The sequence below is a fragment of the Arthrobacter sp. BPSS-3 genome, assembly GCF_044628475.1.
Lineage (GTDB): Bacteria > Actinomycetota > Actinomycetes > Actinomycetales > Micrococcaceae > Arthrobacter.
In genome coordinates this window covers 128,131-143,431 of sequence record NZ_JBIMMV010000009.1, presented here as the reverse complement: position 1 = coordinate 143,431, position 15,301 = coordinate 128,131, and the positions used below count along the sequence as shown (strand labels likewise).

The window sequence follows — 15,301 nt, the reverse complement described above, 5'->3', positions numbered from 1 at the left end:
CCAACCCGTCACAGCAGCTCCCCCTAATCGCCCCCACGCTAACATCGGCCGGACGGCCGGACAACGAAGCCTCGGCCAGCAAAAGGTGGCGCTAGCCGAACCTCCTCCAGATTCCCTCGGAGATCACGTCGACGGTGCCGTCGACCACTGAGATGGCAGTCTGCTCGTCGATGGCGTAGGCCGGGGTGCCCAGCTCCTCCGCCCACCGTTCGGCGTCGGCCATGGTGTTGGTCGGGAAGGCGAACAGGTGCGGGAAGATCGCAAAGTCCACCACTCCAAGGGTGCGGTCGTCCGGCGCGGACGGCCAGTGGACGAAGGGCGTTCCGATCCGCGGAGCCATGACCATGCTCCCGGCGCTTACCCCGACCCAGACCGTTTCGGTGAGCGATGGCAGGAGTCCTTCGAGTCCGGACTCGCGGATCCAGTGGGCCAGGTAGCTCGCGTCACCGCCGTCGACCAGGAGCACGCCGGCGTCCCGGACCCATGGGATCCAGCGTTCCTGCCCGATGCTGGGCAGGGCGGTGAGTTCCAGGACGCCGACCGAGGCCCAGCCCAGGCCGGACAGATGCGGCGAGCCTGTCCCTGCGGCTACGAACCGCTGGGCCGATTCCGGGCCGCACGCGGGGTGCCCCCACTGTGCCGTGGGGATGGCCAGCGCGTGGCACTGCTCGACGGGCTTGCCCAGCAGGTCAAGTAGCGCGGAGCGAATGCTCGGATTCGTGACACCGCCTGATGTCAGCAAGAGCTTCAAGGACTACCTCCGGTGGTGGGGGATCGGATGATCTGGGACTCTCCGGGCAGTTCGACGCCGGCGGCTGTCTGAAACGCGAGGGGAAGCCCGTGCGCACGGGGCCAGTCGACGCTGTCCGTTGCCTGCACATGGACATGCGGCTGGGTGCTGTTTCCTGAGTTTCCGCACTGTCCGATCACCTGGCCCCGCTCGACGACGTCGCCTACGCCCACGCTGACCGATCCCTTCCGCAGGTGGGAAACCAAGACGTACGGCCCGTATCCGCCCATCGCGACGACGACGTGGTTCCCTGCGATGGCGCCCGCCCCGCGTCGGATGCGCCGGGGCTGCCCTGCCATGTAGGCAAGCAGCGTCAGTTGCGACCGGCGTGCCGCGTGATCGTCCTCGCCGTCGTGGGTCACCACGACGCGTCCGGTGGCTGGGGCCATGAGGTGGGTCCCAAATCCCACGAAGGTTTCGGGCCGCTCCGTCGCAGCCACAGCCCGCCAGGTCCACGGCGCGGACCGCCCGTCCTCATCCACGGGGATGAAATCGATGGCGAAGGTTGTCCCCATCAAGTCCGTTCCGTGGCTCGGCACCCGCCGCGCGGGGCTGTTCCGTGCCCGGAAGCTCCCGGCCAAGGGGTACCCCAGCACGACGGGAGGACCGGTGTTCGCAGCCATGGCCATGCGGTTCATTCTGGTGTCTGCCATTCACGAAAACCAGAGTCCACACACATCCGGCCCCTGATCCGGGTGGTCACTGACCCCCGACATGGTCGAGTGCCCTCGGGGCCGGGTCAAACCCTGCAATACTCTGACGATGGCCGTCACTTTCGAATGCACGAAGCGGACCAGCATGCCCCCGGCGGAGATGTTTGATCGTGCGCGCAACATCGATGTCCACAAAGATTCCCTCGCGCACTCCCGGGAAGAAGCCATCGGCGGGGTGACCTCGGGGCTCATTTCCCTCGGCGAGGAAGTGACCTGGCGGGCTCACCATTTCGGCGTTCCGCTGCGCATGACCAGCCGGATTACGGAGATGCACGCGCCCGACTACTTCGTCGACGAGCAGGTGAGTGGTCCGTTCCGGCGGTTCCGGCACCTCCATGAATTCAGGGCGGACGGGGCGGGAACCCTCATGCTGGACCGCATCGAGTTCTCGGCACCCTTCGGCCCCCTCGGGCGCCTGGTCGAGAAGGCACTGCTCGGCCGCTACCTCAAACAGCTGATCGAGAGGCGCAACCGGCATCTTGCCGGGGGCACGCTCATCGAGTAGCCCGGTTCGCTAACCCCACAGCGCCTTCCGGAGCAGGGCCTTCAACTGTCCGGCCTCCTCGGCGCTGAGCCGGGCCAGGGCGGCGGCCTCGGCCTCCCGGGCAGCCGAGGTCGCCCGCCGGAACACGGCGTCGCCCGCATCGGTGGTGGTGACCGTCTTGGCGCGCCGGTCCTGCTTTCCGGGTGCACGCATCACCAGCCCCCGGCCCTCCAGCTCATCGATCAACGCCACGATCTGGCTGGGATCCAGGCTGAGGAACTCCGCCGTCTCGCGCTGGGTCGGCTCCAGCCCGCAGGCGGCAAGGGCCAGTACGGAGAAGGAGCGCTCCTTCAGCCCGAACCCGGCCAGAGCCCGGTTGTTCAGGACCGATCCGGCGGCATGGAGCTTCGCCAGCAGGAATCCGGCGTCGCCGGCCATGGGCGCGGCCGTGAGCTTCTCCGCCCGGTCCGTGCCCGGTACGTCTGCGGCTTCGATCGTCATTCCGGCTCCAATGGTCGACAAAATAAATCATTGACTTTCTCAATTATCCATACTTTCATGGATCCAGAACAACGTCCCACGCCGCCGTGCAGGACGCGCGGCAGCTAGCAAAGGAGCGGCAATGAGCCTCGCAGGAAAAGTAGCGATCGTCACCGGCAGCGGTCGGGGGCTGGGCCTGGCCTACGCCCGGGAACTGGCCCGGCAGGGCGCCGCCGTCGTCGTCAACGACGTGGACGAGGCGGTTGCGGCCGACGCCGTCCGCACCATCGAGGCCGACGGCGGCCGCGCCACCGCCGTCGTCGCCCCCGTGGGCAGCTCCGAGGTGGCCAGGCAGCTGGTTCAGGCGGCTGTCGACACGTTCGCCCGGCTGGACATCCTGGTCACCAACGCCGGCATCCTCAGGGACAAGAGCCTGCTGAAGATGACGGACGAGGACTTCGACGCCGTCATCAACGTCCACCTCAAGGGCACCTTCACCTGCGCCCGGGAGGCGTTCGGCTACTTCAAGGAAAACCAGGTTCCCGGCCGCATCATCACCATCGGTTCGCCCACCGGCCAGCGCGGCAACTTCGGCCAAACCAACTACGCTGCTGCCAAGGCCGGAATCGTGGGCATGGTCCGAACCTGGGCGCTGGAGATGAAGAAGGCGGGCGTCACCGCCAACGCCGTCATCCCCGTGGCCGCCACCGCCATGACCAAGACCGTCCCCTACTTCCAGAAGGCCGTCGAGGCGGACGAGCGCGGCGAGGACATGCCGGCCTTCTTCCGCCACGACCTGGGCTTCGGCACCGCCGACGACGTCGCCGGGCTGGTCGCGTTCCTGGCCTCCGACGCCGCGGCCGGGATCACCGGCCAGGCCATCGGCGCCGGCGGCGACCGGCTTCAGCTCTGGACCCACCCGGAGGCCGCCGCCACCGCATACCGCGAGGGCGGCTGGGGCTACCAGGACCTCGTGGAGAACTTCGACTCACTCTTCGGCGACAAGCTGCAGAGCGTGGGCGAGGAGTTCCTGCCGCTGCCGGAGGAGCTGCAGCCCGAGCCGGCCCAGGCCCGCTGAGATGGCCTCGACCCGGTACGAATCCGGCATCAACGCGGCCGCGCTCGACGCGATCGACATGCACGTCCACCTCGAGGTGGACAGCTGCGGCCACAATTCCTTGCCCGAAACCCTCACCGAGGCCTCCGCCAAGTACTTCAAGGCCGAGGACCGGACGCCGTCGCTGGACCGGATCGCCGAGATCTACCGCGAACTGAACATGGCCGCCGTCGTCTTCACCGTGGACGCCCGCACCCAGCTCAAGCACGAACCCAACAGCATTCCCGAGCTGATTGCCGGCGCCGCCCGCAACAATGACGTGCTGATTCCGTTCGGCAGCGTCGACCCGCGCACCGGCCCGGACGCCATCACCGGCGCCCGCCACCAGGCCGTGGACCTGGGCGCCCGCGGCTTCAAGTTCCACCCCAGCCTGCAGGGCTTCGATCCCTCGAGCGAGCAGTTCTACCCGCTCTGGGAGACGCTGCAGGAGCTGGGCCTGCCTGCGATTTTCCACACCGGCCAGAACGGCATGGGCGCGGGGCTGCCGGGCGGCTACGGCATCAAGCTGGCGTACTCCAACCCGCTGCTGCTGGACGCCGTGGCCGCGGACTTCCCGGAACTGCAGATCATCATGGCCCACCCGTCCGTGCCCTGGCAGGACGAGGCGAACTCGATCGCCACACACAAGGCCAACGTCTTCATCGACCTCTCCGGCTGGTCCCCGAAGTACTTCCCGGAGTCGCTGGTGCGGATGTCGAACTCGGTGTTGCAGGACAAGGTCCTCTTCGGCACCGATTTCCCGCTGATCACCCCGCAAAAATGGCTCGGCGCCTTCGCCGAGCTGCCGCTCAAGGACGAGGTCCGGCCGAAGATCCTCAAGGCCAACGCCGTCCGCCTGCTCGGGCTCGGTGGGTGAGATGGGCGCGGAAACCACGGAACGCCTCTACGGGGTCTGCGACTACTACGACGCCGAGGCGCTGCTCACCGACGCGGAGCGGCGGGTGCTGGGCCGGCTGCGGACCTTCCTCGACGAGCAGGCACACCCGCTGCTGGCCGACTACTGGGAGCGCGGCGACTTCCCGGACCAGCTGACCGGTCCGCTGATCGACCTGGACCTGATGGAACCGGCCGAGGTGACCGGCCCGCCCGGACCCGGCCACACCCCGGCCCGCGGGATCTACCACGGCTTCCGGATCTTCGAGCTGGCGCGCACGGACGCCTCCCTGGCCACCTTCTACACCGCCCAGGCGGGCCTCTTCCGGACCGCCATCACGGTGGGCGCCTCCCCGGAGCAGCGGGACGAATGGCTGCCCAGGGTGCTGGACTTCTCGCTCAAGGGCGTCTTCTCCCTGACCGAACCGGAGCACGGCTCGGACATCGCCGGCGGCCTGGCCACCGGCGCCCGGCGCGACGGCGGGGACTGGATACTCAACGGGGCCAAGCGCTGGATCGGGGGAGCCCTGACCGCCGACGTGCTGGCCGTCTTCGCCCGCGACGAAGCCGACGGGCAGGTCAAGGGCTTCCTGGTGGACCGGCAGGCCGAAGGCGTGACCCTGGAGAAAATCCACGGCAAGGCCTCGCTGCGGATGATGCAGAACGCCCACATCACGTTGGCGGATGTCCGAGTGCCCGAGGCGATGCGGCTGCACAACGTCAACTCGTTCCGCGACGTCGCCGCGATGCTGCGGATGATGCGCTCCGACGTCGCCTGGATTGCCACCGGCACCGCCGCCGGCGCGTTCGAGGCGGCCCTCCGCTACGTCACGGACCGGCAGCAGTTCGGCCGGCCGCTGGGCTCGTTCCAGCTGGTCCAGGAGAAGCTCGCCCGGATGCTCGGCAACGTCGCCTCCGCGCTCTCGCTTGTGGTCCGGCTGACCGAACAGCAGGACCGCGGCGTCTACCGGGACCAGGATTCGGCGCTGGCCAAGATGCAGACCTCCTTGCTGATGCGCGAGACCGTGGCGCTGGCGCGGGAGGTGGTCGGCGGCAACGGCATCACGCTGGCGGCCGACGTCGCCCGCTTCCACGCCGACGCCGAGGCAATCTATTCCTACGAGGGCACGCACGACATCAACGCCCTCATCATCGGCCGCGCCCTCACCGGCCACAGCGCCTTCACCCACTAACCACCCCACCAATCAAGGAGCCCGCCATGCCCAACCTCGTCGTCGACTTCGACAAGCTGCTCACCCTCGCCGGAACCGACCTCGGCGTCACCGAATACCGCGAAATCACGCAGGAACAGATCAACAAGTTCGCCGACGCCACCGGGGATGACCAGTGGATCCACGTCGACGTCGAACGCGCCAAGGAAGGACCGTTTGGCGCCCCGATCGCGCACGGCTTCCTGACCCTGTCCCTGATCATCCCGTTCTGGGGCGAGCTGTTCGACGTCGAGGGCGTCACCACCAAGGTCAACTACGGCCTCGACAAGGTCCGCTTCACTTCCCCGGTGAAAGTGGGCTCGCGCATCCGGATGCAGGCCACTATCACCGAGGTCACCGAGGTCAAGGGCGGCGCCCAGATCAAGGTCTCCAACACCATCGAGATCGAGGGCCAGGAGCGGCCCGCCGTCGTCGCCGAGTTCCTCGCCCGCTTCTACAAGTGAGCCGCCCACCGGCTCCCCCTCTCGAAAGGACCTGCCGTGGAGAACTTCGGCATCGGCTCATGGCTGCAACGGCGCAGCCCCAAGTCGGGCACCAAAACCGCCGTGATCGCCGGCGAGCGGAACGTGACGTACGCCCAGCTGGCCGAGCGGGCCGCGCGGCTGGCGAATGCCCTGGGCCGACGCGGCGTCACCAAGGGCCACCGCGTGGCCTACCTGGGCGAGAACGACCCGGCCTTCCTGGAGACGCTCTTCGCCGCCGGGCTGCTGGGTGCCGTGTTCGTCCCGCTGAACACCCGCCTGGCGCCCCCGGAGATCCAGTTCCAGCTGCAGGACTGCGGCGCCGCCGTCTTGGTCCACGCGGCCAGCCTGGCCGGGCTCGCCGGGCGCGGCGCGGCCGGCACCGGCGTCCGGACCCGCCTGGTGGTCGACGACGGCGGCACGACCGGCGCCGTGTCCGGCACCGAAGCGGACGGGAGAGCAGCGTCCGGCACCGTCGAGGACTACGAGGAGGCGCTCGCCGCCGGATCTCCCCAGGCACCGGACGTCGCCGTGACCCTGGACGACGGGGCCATGATCCTCTACACCTCCGGCACCACCGGCATCCCCAAGGGGGCGCTGCTCACGCACGGCAACATCACCTGGAACTGCATCAACGTGCTGGTGGACTTCGACTTTTCTTCGGCCGACGTGGCCCTGATGATCTCGCCGATGTTCCACGTGGCCTCGCTGGACATGGGCGTGCTGCCCACGCTGCTCAAGGGCGGCACCGTGGTCCTGGAGGCCCGCTTCGACCCGAGCCGGACCCTGGAACTGATCCAGCGGCACCGGGCCACCACCCTCAGCGGGGTGCCGACTACGTTCCAGATGCTCTGCGAACACCCGGACTGGGACACCACGGAGCTGGGTTCGCTGAACAAGCTCACCTGCGGCGGCTCGGCCGTTCCCCTGCGGGTCCTGGACGCCTATGAACGGCGCGGACTGCATTTCTCCAACGGCTACGGCATGACCGAGACCGCCCCGGGCGCCACCACGCTGCCGGCGGCACGGTCCCGGGAAAAGGCCGGTTCCTCCGGACTGCCGCACTTCTTCACCGACGTCCGGGTGGCGGACCCGCTGGAGCCCGATGCCGGCCCGGCCGCGCCGGGAACGGTGGGGGAGATCCAGATCAAGGGCCCCAACGTCATCCGTGAATACTGGAACCGGCCCGAGGCCACGGCCGAGTCGTACACCCCGGACGGCTGGTTCAAGTCCGGCGACATGGGATACACGGACGACGACGGCTTCGTCTTCATCTCCGACCGGCTCAAGGACATGATCATCTCCGGCGGGGAGAACATCTACCCGGCCGAGGTGGAACAGGTGATCGCCGAGCTCGACGCCGTCGGCAGCGTGGCGGTGATCGGCGTGGCCGATGAGAAGTGGGGCGAAGTGCCGCGGGCCGTGGTGTCGCTGCGGGACGGGGCGCGGCTGACCGAGGAGGAGCTGCGCGCGCACCTGGACGGGAAGCTGGCAAGGTACAAGATCCCGAAGTCCGTGGTGTTTGTGGACCAGATGCCCCGGACTGCCAGCGGCAAGATCCGCAAGGCAGAGCTGCGGAAGCTGACCCAGGGCGCGGTGTAGCGCCTGTCCTAGTGGATGGCGGCCAGCAGCACGCCGACGGCCATGAACAGGACGCCGAAGACGCGGTTGAGGATCTGCTGGCCGCGCGCGTCGTGCGTGAACCGCTGGAAGGTCTTGGCCGCCGCGGCGAAAAAGAACCACATGACCAGGATGTCGATCACGATCACGGTCAGGGACAGCACCAGGTACTGCGGCAGCAGCGGCTGGTCCGGGCGGATGAACTGCGGCATGAACGCCAGGAAGAAGATGATCGCCTTCGGGTTGAGCAGGTTCACCCAGAGGCCGCGGCGGAACATGGACAGCGCCGGCTCGTTCCGCAGCGCCGCGGCTTTCTCCTGGTCCAGATCCGGCTTGTGGCGGAACTGCTGGATGCCCAGGTACACCAGGTACGCGGCGCCGGCGTAGCGGATGATGTTGAACGCCAGCGGCGAGCTGGCCACCAGGACGCCGACGCCGAGGGCCACGACCAAGATGTGCAAAACCAGGGCCGCCTGCTGGCCCAGGATCCCCCAGATGGCGCGCCGGAAACCGGAGTTGAGCGAGTTGCTCATGGTGTTGATGGCGCCCGCGCCGGGCGTGAAGCTGATCAGGACGCCGGCGCCGACCAGGGCCAGCCAGAGGGAAAATTGCACCCGCCAAGCTTACGGTTCGCCGCTGCCGGCGCCCGCATCCGGGCCGCTGTTCAGTCCCGGCGGCCGTAATTGAGGATCATATTGCCCTTGCTGGTCTGCTCGGAGGACTGCAGTTCCAGCCGGCTGAGCGGGTCGCCGTCGTTGAAGAGCTTCCGGCCGCTGCCCGCCACCACCGGGTGGACGATCAGCATGAGGCTGTCCAGCAGGCCGGCGAAGAACAGTTGGCGGACCAAGGAGATACTGCTGAAGACGCCGATGTCGCCGCCGTCGCCCTGCTTGAGCTCCTTTACGAAGTCCTCCAGCGGACCCTGGATCAGCTGCGAGTTCTGCCAGGCGAGGTCCCCGCTGAGGGTCCGGGACGCCACGTACTTGGGCAGCGGGTTGATGAAGGCGCCGAAGTCGTCATCGGCCTGCGCGTTAGGCCAGTACTCCGCCCACTGCTGGTAGCCCACCCGGCCCAGCAGTCCGGCGTCGATTCGGCCCATCATCTCGCCCATGCCGGCCCCCAGTTCCGCGTCGAAGCTATCGAACTGCCAGAGGAACGGGTCCTCCACCACGCCGTCCACCGAGCTGAACAATCCGGCCGTTACCTTGCGCATCCGCTCTCCTTACATCGGGTCAATGCCTGCACCCTAGCGGCAGATCCGCGGCGAGGGAATGGTTTTTGGCGGCCGGGTTGCCTCCGGCTGCCGGTGGGTCGGGGTCCCGGGCCTGCGGCCGGGGACCCCGCCGCGTCAGCCGTTGGTGGCGGGAGCGCCGGCGTCGTTCTGACCCGTGCCGCCCTGGCCGCCGTCGCCGTCGCCGTCACCGGGGCCGCCGTGGCCACCCGGTCCACCCTGCCCCATGTCCTCGGTGCCGGTCACGGCGAAGTTGCCGTCCAGGAGCACCGTCGAGTGGGTGCCGTCGGACTTCGTGATGTGGGCCTCGTAGGTGGCGCCGTCGGCGTCGGTCTCCATCCGGTCGATCGTCGCACCCGGCTGGGCTGCCTTGACCGCTGCCTCCACCTTGGTTGCGGTGTCGCCGGTGAGGACCTCCTCGGTCTTCCCGTTCGCCTGGTGCGGTCCGCGCTGGCCGCCGTCGGATCCGGCAGCCCCGTAGCCGCCCGCCGATGAAGCGCCGCTGGTGGCGGTGCTCGAGGTCGTCGATCCGGTGCTGTCCGCAGCCATCGCAGGAACCGCGGCGGCGCCGACCGCGCCGCCGCCGATCACCGCTGCCAGCATGATGGCCGCCGTGGTTTTGTTGATCTTTCCCATGTGTTGCTCCTTTTCTGGAGCCCGGGGTCCGGGCCAGCCGACCTTTTCGGCTGAACCCAGCCTCGCCCGCGCAGATAGGGCAGGACTGAGCCGGTGCTGTGGCGCTGCTGTGCAGGTGCGGCCGCTTAGACGCCGGGGGGGGTTCCCTGCGCGCCCTGCGCTCGCGCGGGCGCAGCCACACACTAAGCGGCAGTTCAGGGAGGGACCCTAAATAGAGGTCTCCGCTTCATTGTTCCTCTCTGCGTGGTAGGACCTCAGTCCATGCTTTACGCCCATACGGATGACCCAGTACAAGGCAAAAATGATCGCCGCCGCCGGCACGACAAATACGACCACGGACATGACGATTGAAAGCATTGTTTCCCCCAGGTAAGTGCTGCAATTCATGTCAGCCTCTCATGGAACGTCTCACAGCGGCCGCTGACCACAGTAAGGAGCGCAGCCTCCTGGCTAGGAATCCGGCTTCAGTGACGAGACGAACACTGCACTGAGGCAGGGAAGGCCGATACGGGCAACGAGTACAGCATGACCGGGGACAACGCCCAGCCCGCGAACGCCTGCTTGGCTAAGTACGGGTGAGGTATCGACGTCGCTCCCGCGCAGGTTCAGGACCCAGTGGCCGGCGCCGAGGGTCCGGAGTGCGTCGGCGAAGGCAAGGTGTTCTGGGTGGAGCGTCCGAGCCGGTCCTGAGTGGTGATGACGAGGGTGACGCCCCCGACCAGGGCGTCCAGTGCCCGGTCCAACTGAGGTGGCGACGCGTGACCCCGAGACGCCGTGGTCGACAAAAGGGTCATCCCGACGGGCGTCGGATGCCAGACGGTCTGCCTGTTGCCGGTCAGATGACTGCGGCCGCGCCGAAAAGCGCCGTAGCCGATCAGTCTCGCCTTTCCTGACTACGAGGTGTCTCATAACTAACAATGGATACGCCGATTCGCCCAGACAGATATGTGACGTAGTTATGAGAATCGCGGGCGTCGGGAAGTTTCCTGAGAATCAGCGGAATTAGGGGCATCGCCCTGGCCACCGGCCGCGCGGAACGTGGCGGCGGCTTCCGCGGAACGATGATTGACCGGCTTCCGGACGCCCTTGGGAAGGCAGCAGGGGGAAGCGTGAGCGCGAATAGTGTGCAGTTGTGGCCCCGCGCGTCGTGACTTCGTTGGGCCACCCAAATATCGACATGTGCCATAGTTGCGGCATGAAGCCAGGGAAGCGGATTGTCGGTAGGTTGCATTCCACTCTCCCCTACGGGAGCGCATAGCTGTGACACACCCACTGCAACAGCAGGGTCCGTCTCATGAGACGAAGTGCTATGTGTGCATTGACGTCTTCGACGGAATTAGGCCCGTGCTCTTTGTCACTCGGCCAGACGGAGATTGGTGCGCGCTCTGCGGTGATGAGCATCCAGATGATGCAAGCGTGTACAGAGTCGTTGGCATCGGCCATGTAATCGACGGCGATCCGACAGTCTCTGAGGTCCTCGACCTAGGTCCCAACGAAGAAGCGGAGCGATCCGCGGTGGGAGAGCAGTGGGCGCGATCAGGCTTCTAGGGCCTATAAAACGCACCCCGGATTAGGAGCGTTCCCGAAGCCAACTGTGTCCGTGTCCACAGAGGGATCCCCAACCCGGCGGTGAACGAGGGTGGAGCCTGAGCTGCGTCATCGCCTTCTGATCAGACGTCCAGCAATGAATCGTCGTACCAGACATCTTCGTAGCCAGGCGCCAAGAGGAAGCGCCACCCCGGCGGCAATGCGAGATAGGGGATGACTTCCGGGCACAGGCTATCCAGATGCTCGATGTGCAATGGAACAAAGAAGTCGTGCGCGGTTCCTATTTCTTCGCCGCGCCAGATGAACCAGCCACTGGTCCCGGTAGCGGCGGGATGCCTCAGGCCATTGAGTGGGAGAACATCACGTGATCGCACGTTTTCGGCGACTCCCAGCTTCACTCCGTACGAGGGCGGTGCTGGGACAGCCCCGAACCTGTCGGTTAGCTGGATCTGGGCAGAAAGGATCAAATCATGCACACCAAGAATCTTCGCCTATAAAAGCAGGAATACCTGCCAGTTAGTCGCTCCACCCCGCCGGAAAACCCATGAAGCTACAAAACCGCAGGTTGTAAGAGATTAGCCTTCGTGGAATTCTTTACGCCATGGGCCTATTCCGTAGGAAAGAACCGTCTGCTCCCGTGCACCCTATTTCTGCCTCTTGGGAGTGGTGGGTAAGGGAGGGCCACATGCTCGATCCCCGGAACCAATCGCCTGCTATTGAACAGCTGAGTCAAAGGGTTGCAGCGATCCATCCGGACCTGACATGGCACTTCGGCGCCGGAAGCGAGTCCGAACACCGGCTCACTGTGTCGGCTAACGGAACAGCGGAGGTGCGGCCCTCGGCCCAGCGATGGATTCGTGCTGCCCCGCCTGCAGATCCGACCTGGGAGTTCCGATCGAGCCAAGAGGCAGACCCGAACGCTCTGGGCACGGTGTTGGGGATCGCCGGGAGTAAGCTCGATCTGTCAAAAACCGAGTTCCGCGTCGAAACCGCCGAGGAGGAGCTCAGGGTCCACGTCGGGGTGTACCACCCGGTGTTCCGGGACCTTCCGGAGTCCACGAGACTGCAAGTGTCATTCCTCGTTCTTGACTGGCTCCTCGGGGAGGATGACGTCGAGCGCTGGCTGGGCCAGATTGCGGCACTTACAGCGCCTTCGGTGGACTCCACCAAAGGCGACGGTGTCCTCCGCGCTGTCAAGTCGATCGCCGAAGTCCACGATCCTGATAAGTGGACACTATCCCGATGGGAAGATGCCAATGGCACTCCCGCGTTCGGGAGCTTTCGAAGTTCTCTGCGCTGGATCAACCACCCGACTCTTGACGTTCACCACAGTGTCCATGCTTCATTTGCCTCCCAGGACAATGGACTTCCAGCCGACGGAGCCGCGCTCGACTCACTCCTAAGCCTCGAGGATGAGCTGGAATCGCTTCTTGGTCCTCGTGGTCTGGTTATTGGCTACGTGACCGCCTCCGGACGTAGCACCTTCCACGTCTACACCGACGGCGACGACCAGAATGTAGCAGCCGCGCTGTCCGATTGGGTCCGATCTCGACGTCTTTCCATCGACTCTGCCCCTGACCCGGCTTGGCGCCGCGTCCGCCAGTTTACAGGCTGAGATCTCCAACGGCCCTGCCGGCGAACCTCGGGGTGGCAGCCCGAGCGCGCGTCGAGGGACCCCCTTACGGACACTGAACCAGCCGCCATGTCGGATCCATGTGTCTCATAACCTCAGAGCCTCAAAACCCTAGGGATTGGAGACACCGGGGAGTGGTTCTGGGAATCCGGAATATTCGAATAATTTTGGGCGTCTCTGCGCCGCAGGGAGAATGAGGTCATGGGTAGTTCTCGAGCAATCACCGCTGTTACTGGGGGTTCCCGCGGGATTGGCGCAGCCATCGTTGATCGACTGGCGGCCGACGGTCACGATGTCCTGATTGGTTTCCATACTGACGAGGCTGCGGCCCTGGAAGTGGCGCAGCGTGTTCGGGCACGAGGCCGGGATGCTGTCATCGCAGCTGTCGATGTCACCGATGAGGCCTCGATCGGCCAATTTTTCCGGGCGGGTCAGGCGCTCGGGGAGCTGACGGGAGTCGTTGCTGCGGCCGGCGCCGTACGCGCAGTGGGTCCACTCGTCGATCTCAACGCGTCTGCTATTCGCCGCGATCTCGAAGTGAACCTTCTCGGCGCCATCCTGACCAGTCATGCGGCGATTGGGTACCTCAGCGTTACGCAGGGCAGCCTCGTCCTCATTGGGTCAGCGGCGTCGACCTTGGGAAGCCCCGGCACGTACGTTCACTATGCCGCGGCGAAAGCAGGGGTCGCCGCCCTCAGCGTGGGTCTCTCCAAAGAGCTCGCCCCTTTGGGCATTCGTGTGAACTGCGTTGAGCCCGGCACCGTCTGGACCGACTTTCACCAGGACCGACAGCGTCCCGCGAAAATCGCAAAATCGGTTCCCTTGGGCCGCGCTGGTGTGCCTGAAGAAATTGCCGGGGCAGTCGCCTGGCTTATCTCTCCGGACGCGGCCTACACGACGGGCGCGACGCTAAGGGTCGCCGGCGGCCTGTAGTTGTCATCTGCCAAGCACAGTTCAGAAGCGTCGGAGACGCCCGCAGCACCGTCCGGCCAGACTGTTGCAAAGCCTTGATCCCCTAAAGCCTGGCCACGACAAGTAGTTTGTCGAGCATGAGATAGCCGTCGCCGGTCCCGGACTCGGTGCTTGGGTGAACGCGTCTGGCGCTGGCGACCTCAGGCGCGGGCGATGATCTCGCCGTTGGGGATGAGGAACCAGCCGTCGTCGGTGGATCCCCAGCGGTGCCAGCCCGCGGAGATCCGGGCCAGATCCGCGGGAGTGGCGAAGCCGTACTCCACCGCCTGCTCCGCGAAGGAGGAATGCAGCACCCGTTCGCCCCACACCCGGGCCTGCCAACGCCGGGTCTGGCCGGTGGCGTAGAGCCAGTTGCTGCTGGAGGGCGCGACGTCGGTGAAGCCGGCAGACTGCGCCCAGGACACCAGCCGCCGCCCCGCGTCCGGTTCCGCGCCGTTCCGGCGGGCTATCCGCTGATACAGCTCCATCCATTCGTCGAGTTCCGGGACGGCCGGGTACCAGCTCATGCCGTGGAAATCGGCGTCGCGGGCGGCGACGATGCCCCCGGCCTTGGCCACCCGCCGCATTTCCCGCAGCGCGGCCACCGGGTCGGTGAGGTGCTGCAAAACTTGGTGGGCGTGGACGACGTCGAAGCTTTCGTCGTCGAAGTCCAGGTCGTAGAGGTTGCCGGCCACGAAGCGGGCGTTGGCGGTGCCGCGTTCGGCGGCCAGGGCGGAGGCGTGGGCGATCACCTCGGCCGAGCGGTCCAGCCCGGTCACCTCCCCGGGCGCCACCAGTGCGGCAAAGTCGCACGTGATACTGCCCGGGCCGCAGCCGACGTCGAGCACCGAAACCCCCGAAGTCAGGTGCGGGAGCACGAATGCTGCCGAGTTCTCCGCCGTGCGCGACGCGTGGGCGCGGACCACGGATTCATGGTGGCCGTGTGTATAGACATCCTCGGGCTGTTCGGCGCTCATGGCCACAGGCTACGCGCTTCCGGCCGCTTCCTCGCCTGCCCGGACCGTGGCGGCGATCATCGCGGTCAGGAACCGGGTGGCCACCTCCAGTTCCTCCGGGGTGAAGCCTTCCATCGCGGCCCCCATGTGGCGGGCCAGCGGCAGGAACATGGCGCCGCCGTCGTCGAAGGCCTTGGCTGTCATCCTCAACTGGACCTGCCGGCGGTCCGTGCCCTCGCGTTCCCGCACCACGTGGCCGGACCGGTCCAGCCGGTCGATGAGGGCTGTGGTGGCGGGGGAGCTGAGGTGCAGTTCCCGGCGCAGCACCCCGGGTGTGACCACCTGGTTCTTGGCGGTGTGCTCCATGATCACGGACAGGGCGTTGAGGTCCGTCCGGTGCATGTCGTTGCGGGCGCCGGCGGCGTCGACGTAGCGGTTGGCCTCCAGGCTGAACTCCTGGAGCAGCCGGACCAGCGGCGACGGCTCCCCTGGGCCGCCCTGCGGTGGAATCTCTGCTGACACTGGCCGCTCACCTCCTCCTGCGTTTCGCCCCCCGGCGCACCTGGCGCCCCACGG

General features: G+C 66.7%; 17 protein-coding genes. 8 read left to right on the top strand and 9 right to left on the bottom strand.

Annotated elements, in window-relative coordinates:
- Positions 1 to 91: 91 nt before the first annotated feature.
- Both ACFVY3_RS14615 and ACFVY3_RS14610 read right to left on the bottom strand, forming a co-directional pair.
- Positions 92 to 751 (bottom strand): Type 1 glutamine amidotransferase-like domain-containing protein, encoded by a 660-nt coding sequence (locus tag ACFVY3_RS14615; RefSeq protein ID WP_400160267.1) that lies wholly within the window; start codon positions 749 to 751, stop codon positions 92 to 94.
- Positions 748 to 1,305 carry a peptidoglycan DD-metalloendopeptidase family protein gene (locus tag ACFVY3_RS14610; RefSeq protein ID WP_400160266.1) on the bottom strand — a complete coding sequence of 186 codons (558 nt, stop codon included), beginning with the start codon at positions 1,303 to 1,305 and terminating at the stop codon, positions 748 to 750. The genes ACFVY3_RS14615 and ACFVY3_RS14610 overlap by 4 nt, the downstream gene beginning before the upstream one ends.
- Before the next feature lie 247 nt (positions 1,306 to 1,552).
- Between ACFVY3_RS14610 and ACFVY3_RS14605 the strand changes: the two genes are divergently transcribed.
- Complete coding sequence (locus ACFVY3_RS14605; RefSeq protein ID WP_400160265.1) at positions 1,553 to 2,008, top strand: cyclase; 456 nt, start codon at positions 1,553 to 1,555, stop codon at positions 2,006 to 2,008.
- A gap of 9 nt (positions 2,009 to 2,017) precedes the next feature.
- Here the strand turns inward: ACFVY3_RS14605 and ACFVY3_RS14600 are convergent, their stop codons facing one another.
- Positions 2,018 to 2,488 (bottom strand): MarR family winged helix-turn-helix transcriptional regulator, encoded by a 471-nt coding sequence (locus tag ACFVY3_RS14600; protein WP_400160264.1) that lies wholly within the window; start codon positions 2,486 to 2,488, stop codon positions 2,018 to 2,020.
- 121 nt (positions 2,489 to 2,609) lie between these two features.
- Between ACFVY3_RS14600 and ACFVY3_RS14595 the strand changes: the two genes are divergently transcribed.
- The 5 genes from ACFVY3_RS14595 to ACFVY3_RS14575 are packed head-to-tail and all read left to right on the top strand — an operon-like array spanning position 2,610 to position 7,752.
- Positions 2,610 to 3,545: an SDR family NAD(P)-dependent oxidoreductase gene (locus ACFVY3_RS14595; protein WP_400160263.1), complete on the top strand. Its 936-nt coding sequence runs from the start codon at positions 2,610 to 2,612 to the stop codon at positions 3,543 to 3,545.
- A 1-nt stretch (position 3,546) separates the two neighbouring features.
- Positions 3,547 to 4,440: an amidohydrolase family protein gene (locus tag ACFVY3_RS14590; RefSeq protein ID WP_400160262.1), complete on the top strand. Its 894-nt coding sequence runs from the start codon at positions 3,547 to 3,549 to the stop codon at positions 4,438 to 4,440.
- 1 nt (position 4,441) lies between these two features.
- The gene (locus ACFVY3_RS14585) at positions 4,442 to 5,650 is read left to right on the top strand and encodes an acyl-CoA dehydrogenase family protein (protein WP_400160261.1); all 1,209 of its coding nucleotides are present in this window, start codon (positions 4,442 to 4,444) and stop codon (positions 5,648 to 5,650) included.
- Between the two features lie 26 nt (positions 5,651 to 5,676).
- On the top strand, positions 5,677 to 6,132 hold the full coding sequence (locus tag ACFVY3_RS14580) for a MaoC family dehydratase (protein ID WP_400160260.1): 456 nt from the start codon (positions 5,677 to 5,679) through the stop codon (positions 6,130 to 6,132).
- A 36-nt stretch (positions 6,133 to 6,168) separates the two neighbouring features.
- Positions 6,169 to 7,752 (top strand): long-chain fatty acid--CoA ligase, encoded by a 1,584-nt coding sequence (locus ACFVY3_RS14575; protein ID WP_400160259.1) that lies wholly within the window; start codon positions 6,169 to 6,171, stop codon positions 7,750 to 7,752.
- Between the two features lie 8 nt (positions 7,753 to 7,760).
- Here ACFVY3_RS14575 and ACFVY3_RS14570 read toward each other — a convergent pair whose 3' ends face one another.
- The 4 genes from ACFVY3_RS14570 to ACFVY3_RS14555 form a co-directional block, all read right to left on the bottom strand.
- Positions 7,761 to 8,384 carry a LysE family transporter gene (locus ACFVY3_RS14570; RefSeq protein WP_400160258.1) on the bottom strand — a complete coding sequence of 208 codons (624 nt, stop codon included), beginning with the start codon at positions 8,382 to 8,384 and terminating at the stop codon, positions 7,761 to 7,763.
- A 50-nt stretch (positions 8,385 to 8,434) separates the two neighbouring features.
- Positions 8,435 to 8,983, bottom strand: coding sequence for a dihydrofolate reductase family protein (locus tag ACFVY3_RS14565; RefSeq protein WP_400160257.1), 549 nt, complete (start codon positions 8,981 to 8,983; stop codon positions 8,435 to 8,437).
- A 135-nt stretch (positions 8,984 to 9,118) separates the two neighbouring features.
- Complete coding sequence (locus ACFVY3_RS14560) at positions 9,119 to 9,637, bottom strand: hypothetical protein (RefSeq protein ID WP_400160256.1); 519 nt, start codon at positions 9,635 to 9,637, stop codon at positions 9,119 to 9,121.
- A gap of 1,670 nt (positions 9,638 to 11,307) precedes the next feature.
- Positions 11,308 to 11,661, bottom strand: coding sequence for a hypothetical protein (locus ACFVY3_RS14555; protein WP_400160255.1), 354 nt, complete (start codon positions 11,659 to 11,661; stop codon positions 11,308 to 11,310).
- A 209-nt stretch (positions 11,662 to 11,870) separates the two neighbouring features.
- Between ACFVY3_RS14555 and ACFVY3_RS14550 the strand changes: the two genes are divergently transcribed.
- Both ACFVY3_RS14550 and ACFVY3_RS14545 read left to right on the top strand, forming a co-directional pair.
- Positions 11,871 to 12,800, top strand: a complete 930-nt coding sequence (locus tag ACFVY3_RS14550) for a DUF695 domain-containing protein (protein WP_400160254.1) — start codon at positions 11,871 to 11,873, stop codon at positions 12,798 to 12,800.
- A 219-nt stretch (positions 12,801 to 13,019) separates the two neighbouring features.
- Complete coding sequence (locus ACFVY3_RS14545; protein ID WP_400160253.1) at positions 13,020 to 13,751, top strand: SDR family NAD(P)-dependent oxidoreductase; 732 nt, start codon at positions 13,020 to 13,022, stop codon at positions 13,749 to 13,751.
- Between the two features lie 179 nt (positions 13,752 to 13,930).
- Here the strand turns inward: ACFVY3_RS14545 and ACFVY3_RS14540 are convergent, their stop codons facing one another.
- Complete coding sequence (locus ACFVY3_RS14540; RefSeq protein WP_400160252.1) at positions 13,931 to 14,746, bottom strand: methyltransferase domain-containing protein; 816 nt, start codon at positions 14,744 to 14,746, stop codon at positions 13,931 to 13,933.
- Positions 14,747 to 14,755: 9 nt separating this feature from the next.
- Positions 14,756 to 15,247 carry a MarR family winged helix-turn-helix transcriptional regulator gene (locus ACFVY3_RS14535; protein WP_400160251.1) on the bottom strand — a complete coding sequence of 164 codons (492 nt, stop codon included), beginning with the start codon at positions 15,245 to 15,247 and terminating at the stop codon, positions 14,756 to 14,758.
- Between the last annotated feature and the right edge of the window lie 54 nt (positions 15,248 to 15,301).

What these genes read in the sequence shown, in the direction of transcription:
- ACFVY3_RS14545 (WP_400160253.1), top strand. Translation starts at nt 13,020, where the DNA reads ATGGGTAGTTCTCGAGCAATCACCGCTGTTACTGGGGGTTCCCGCGGG.
- ACFVY3_RS14605 (WP_400160265.1), top strand. Translation starts at nt 1,553, where the DNA reads ATGGCCGTCACTTTCGAATGCACGAAGCGGACCAGCATGCCCCCGGCG.
- ACFVY3_RS14540 (WP_400160252.1), bottom strand. Translation starts at nt 14,746, where the DNA reads ATGAGCGCCGAACAGCCCGAGGATGTCTATACACACGGCCACCATGAA.
- ACFVY3_RS14600 (WP_400160264.1), bottom strand. Translation starts at nt 2,488, where the DNA reads ATGACGATCGAAGCCGCAGACGTACCGGGCACGGACCGGGCGGAGAAG.
- ACFVY3_RS14550 (WP_400160254.1), top strand. Translation starts at nt 11,871, where the DNA reads ATGCTCGATCCCCGGAACCAATCGCCTGCTATTGAACAGCTGAGTCAA.
- ACFVY3_RS14585 (WP_400160261.1), top strand. Translation starts at nt 4,442, where the DNA reads ATGGGCGCGGAAACCACGGAACGCCTCTACGGGGTCTGCGACTACTAC.
- ACFVY3_RS14610 (WP_400160266.1), bottom strand. Translation starts at nt 1,305, where the DNA reads ATGGGGACAACCTTCGCCATCGATTTCATCCCCGTGGATGAGGACGGG.
- ACFVY3_RS14565 (WP_400160257.1), bottom strand. Translation starts at nt 8,983, where the DNA reads ATGCGCAAGGTAACGGCCGGATTGTTCAGCTCGGTGGACGGCGTGGTG.
- ACFVY3_RS14560 (WP_400160256.1), bottom strand. Translation starts at nt 9,637, where the DNA reads ATGGGAAAGATCAACAAAACCACGGCGGCCATCATGCTGGCAGCGGTG.
- ACFVY3_RS14595 (WP_400160263.1), top strand. Translation starts at nt 2,610, where the DNA reads ATGAGCCTCGCAGGAAAAGTAGCGATCGTCACCGGCAGCGGTCGGGGG.
- ACFVY3_RS14580 (WP_400160260.1), top strand. Translation starts at nt 5,677, where the DNA reads ATGCCCAACCTCGTCGTCGACTTCGACAAGCTGCTCACCCTCGCCGGA.
- ACFVY3_RS14590 (WP_400160262.1), top strand. Translation starts at nt 3,547, where the DNA reads ATGGCCTCGACCCGGTACGAATCCGGCATCAACGCGGCCGCGCTCGAC.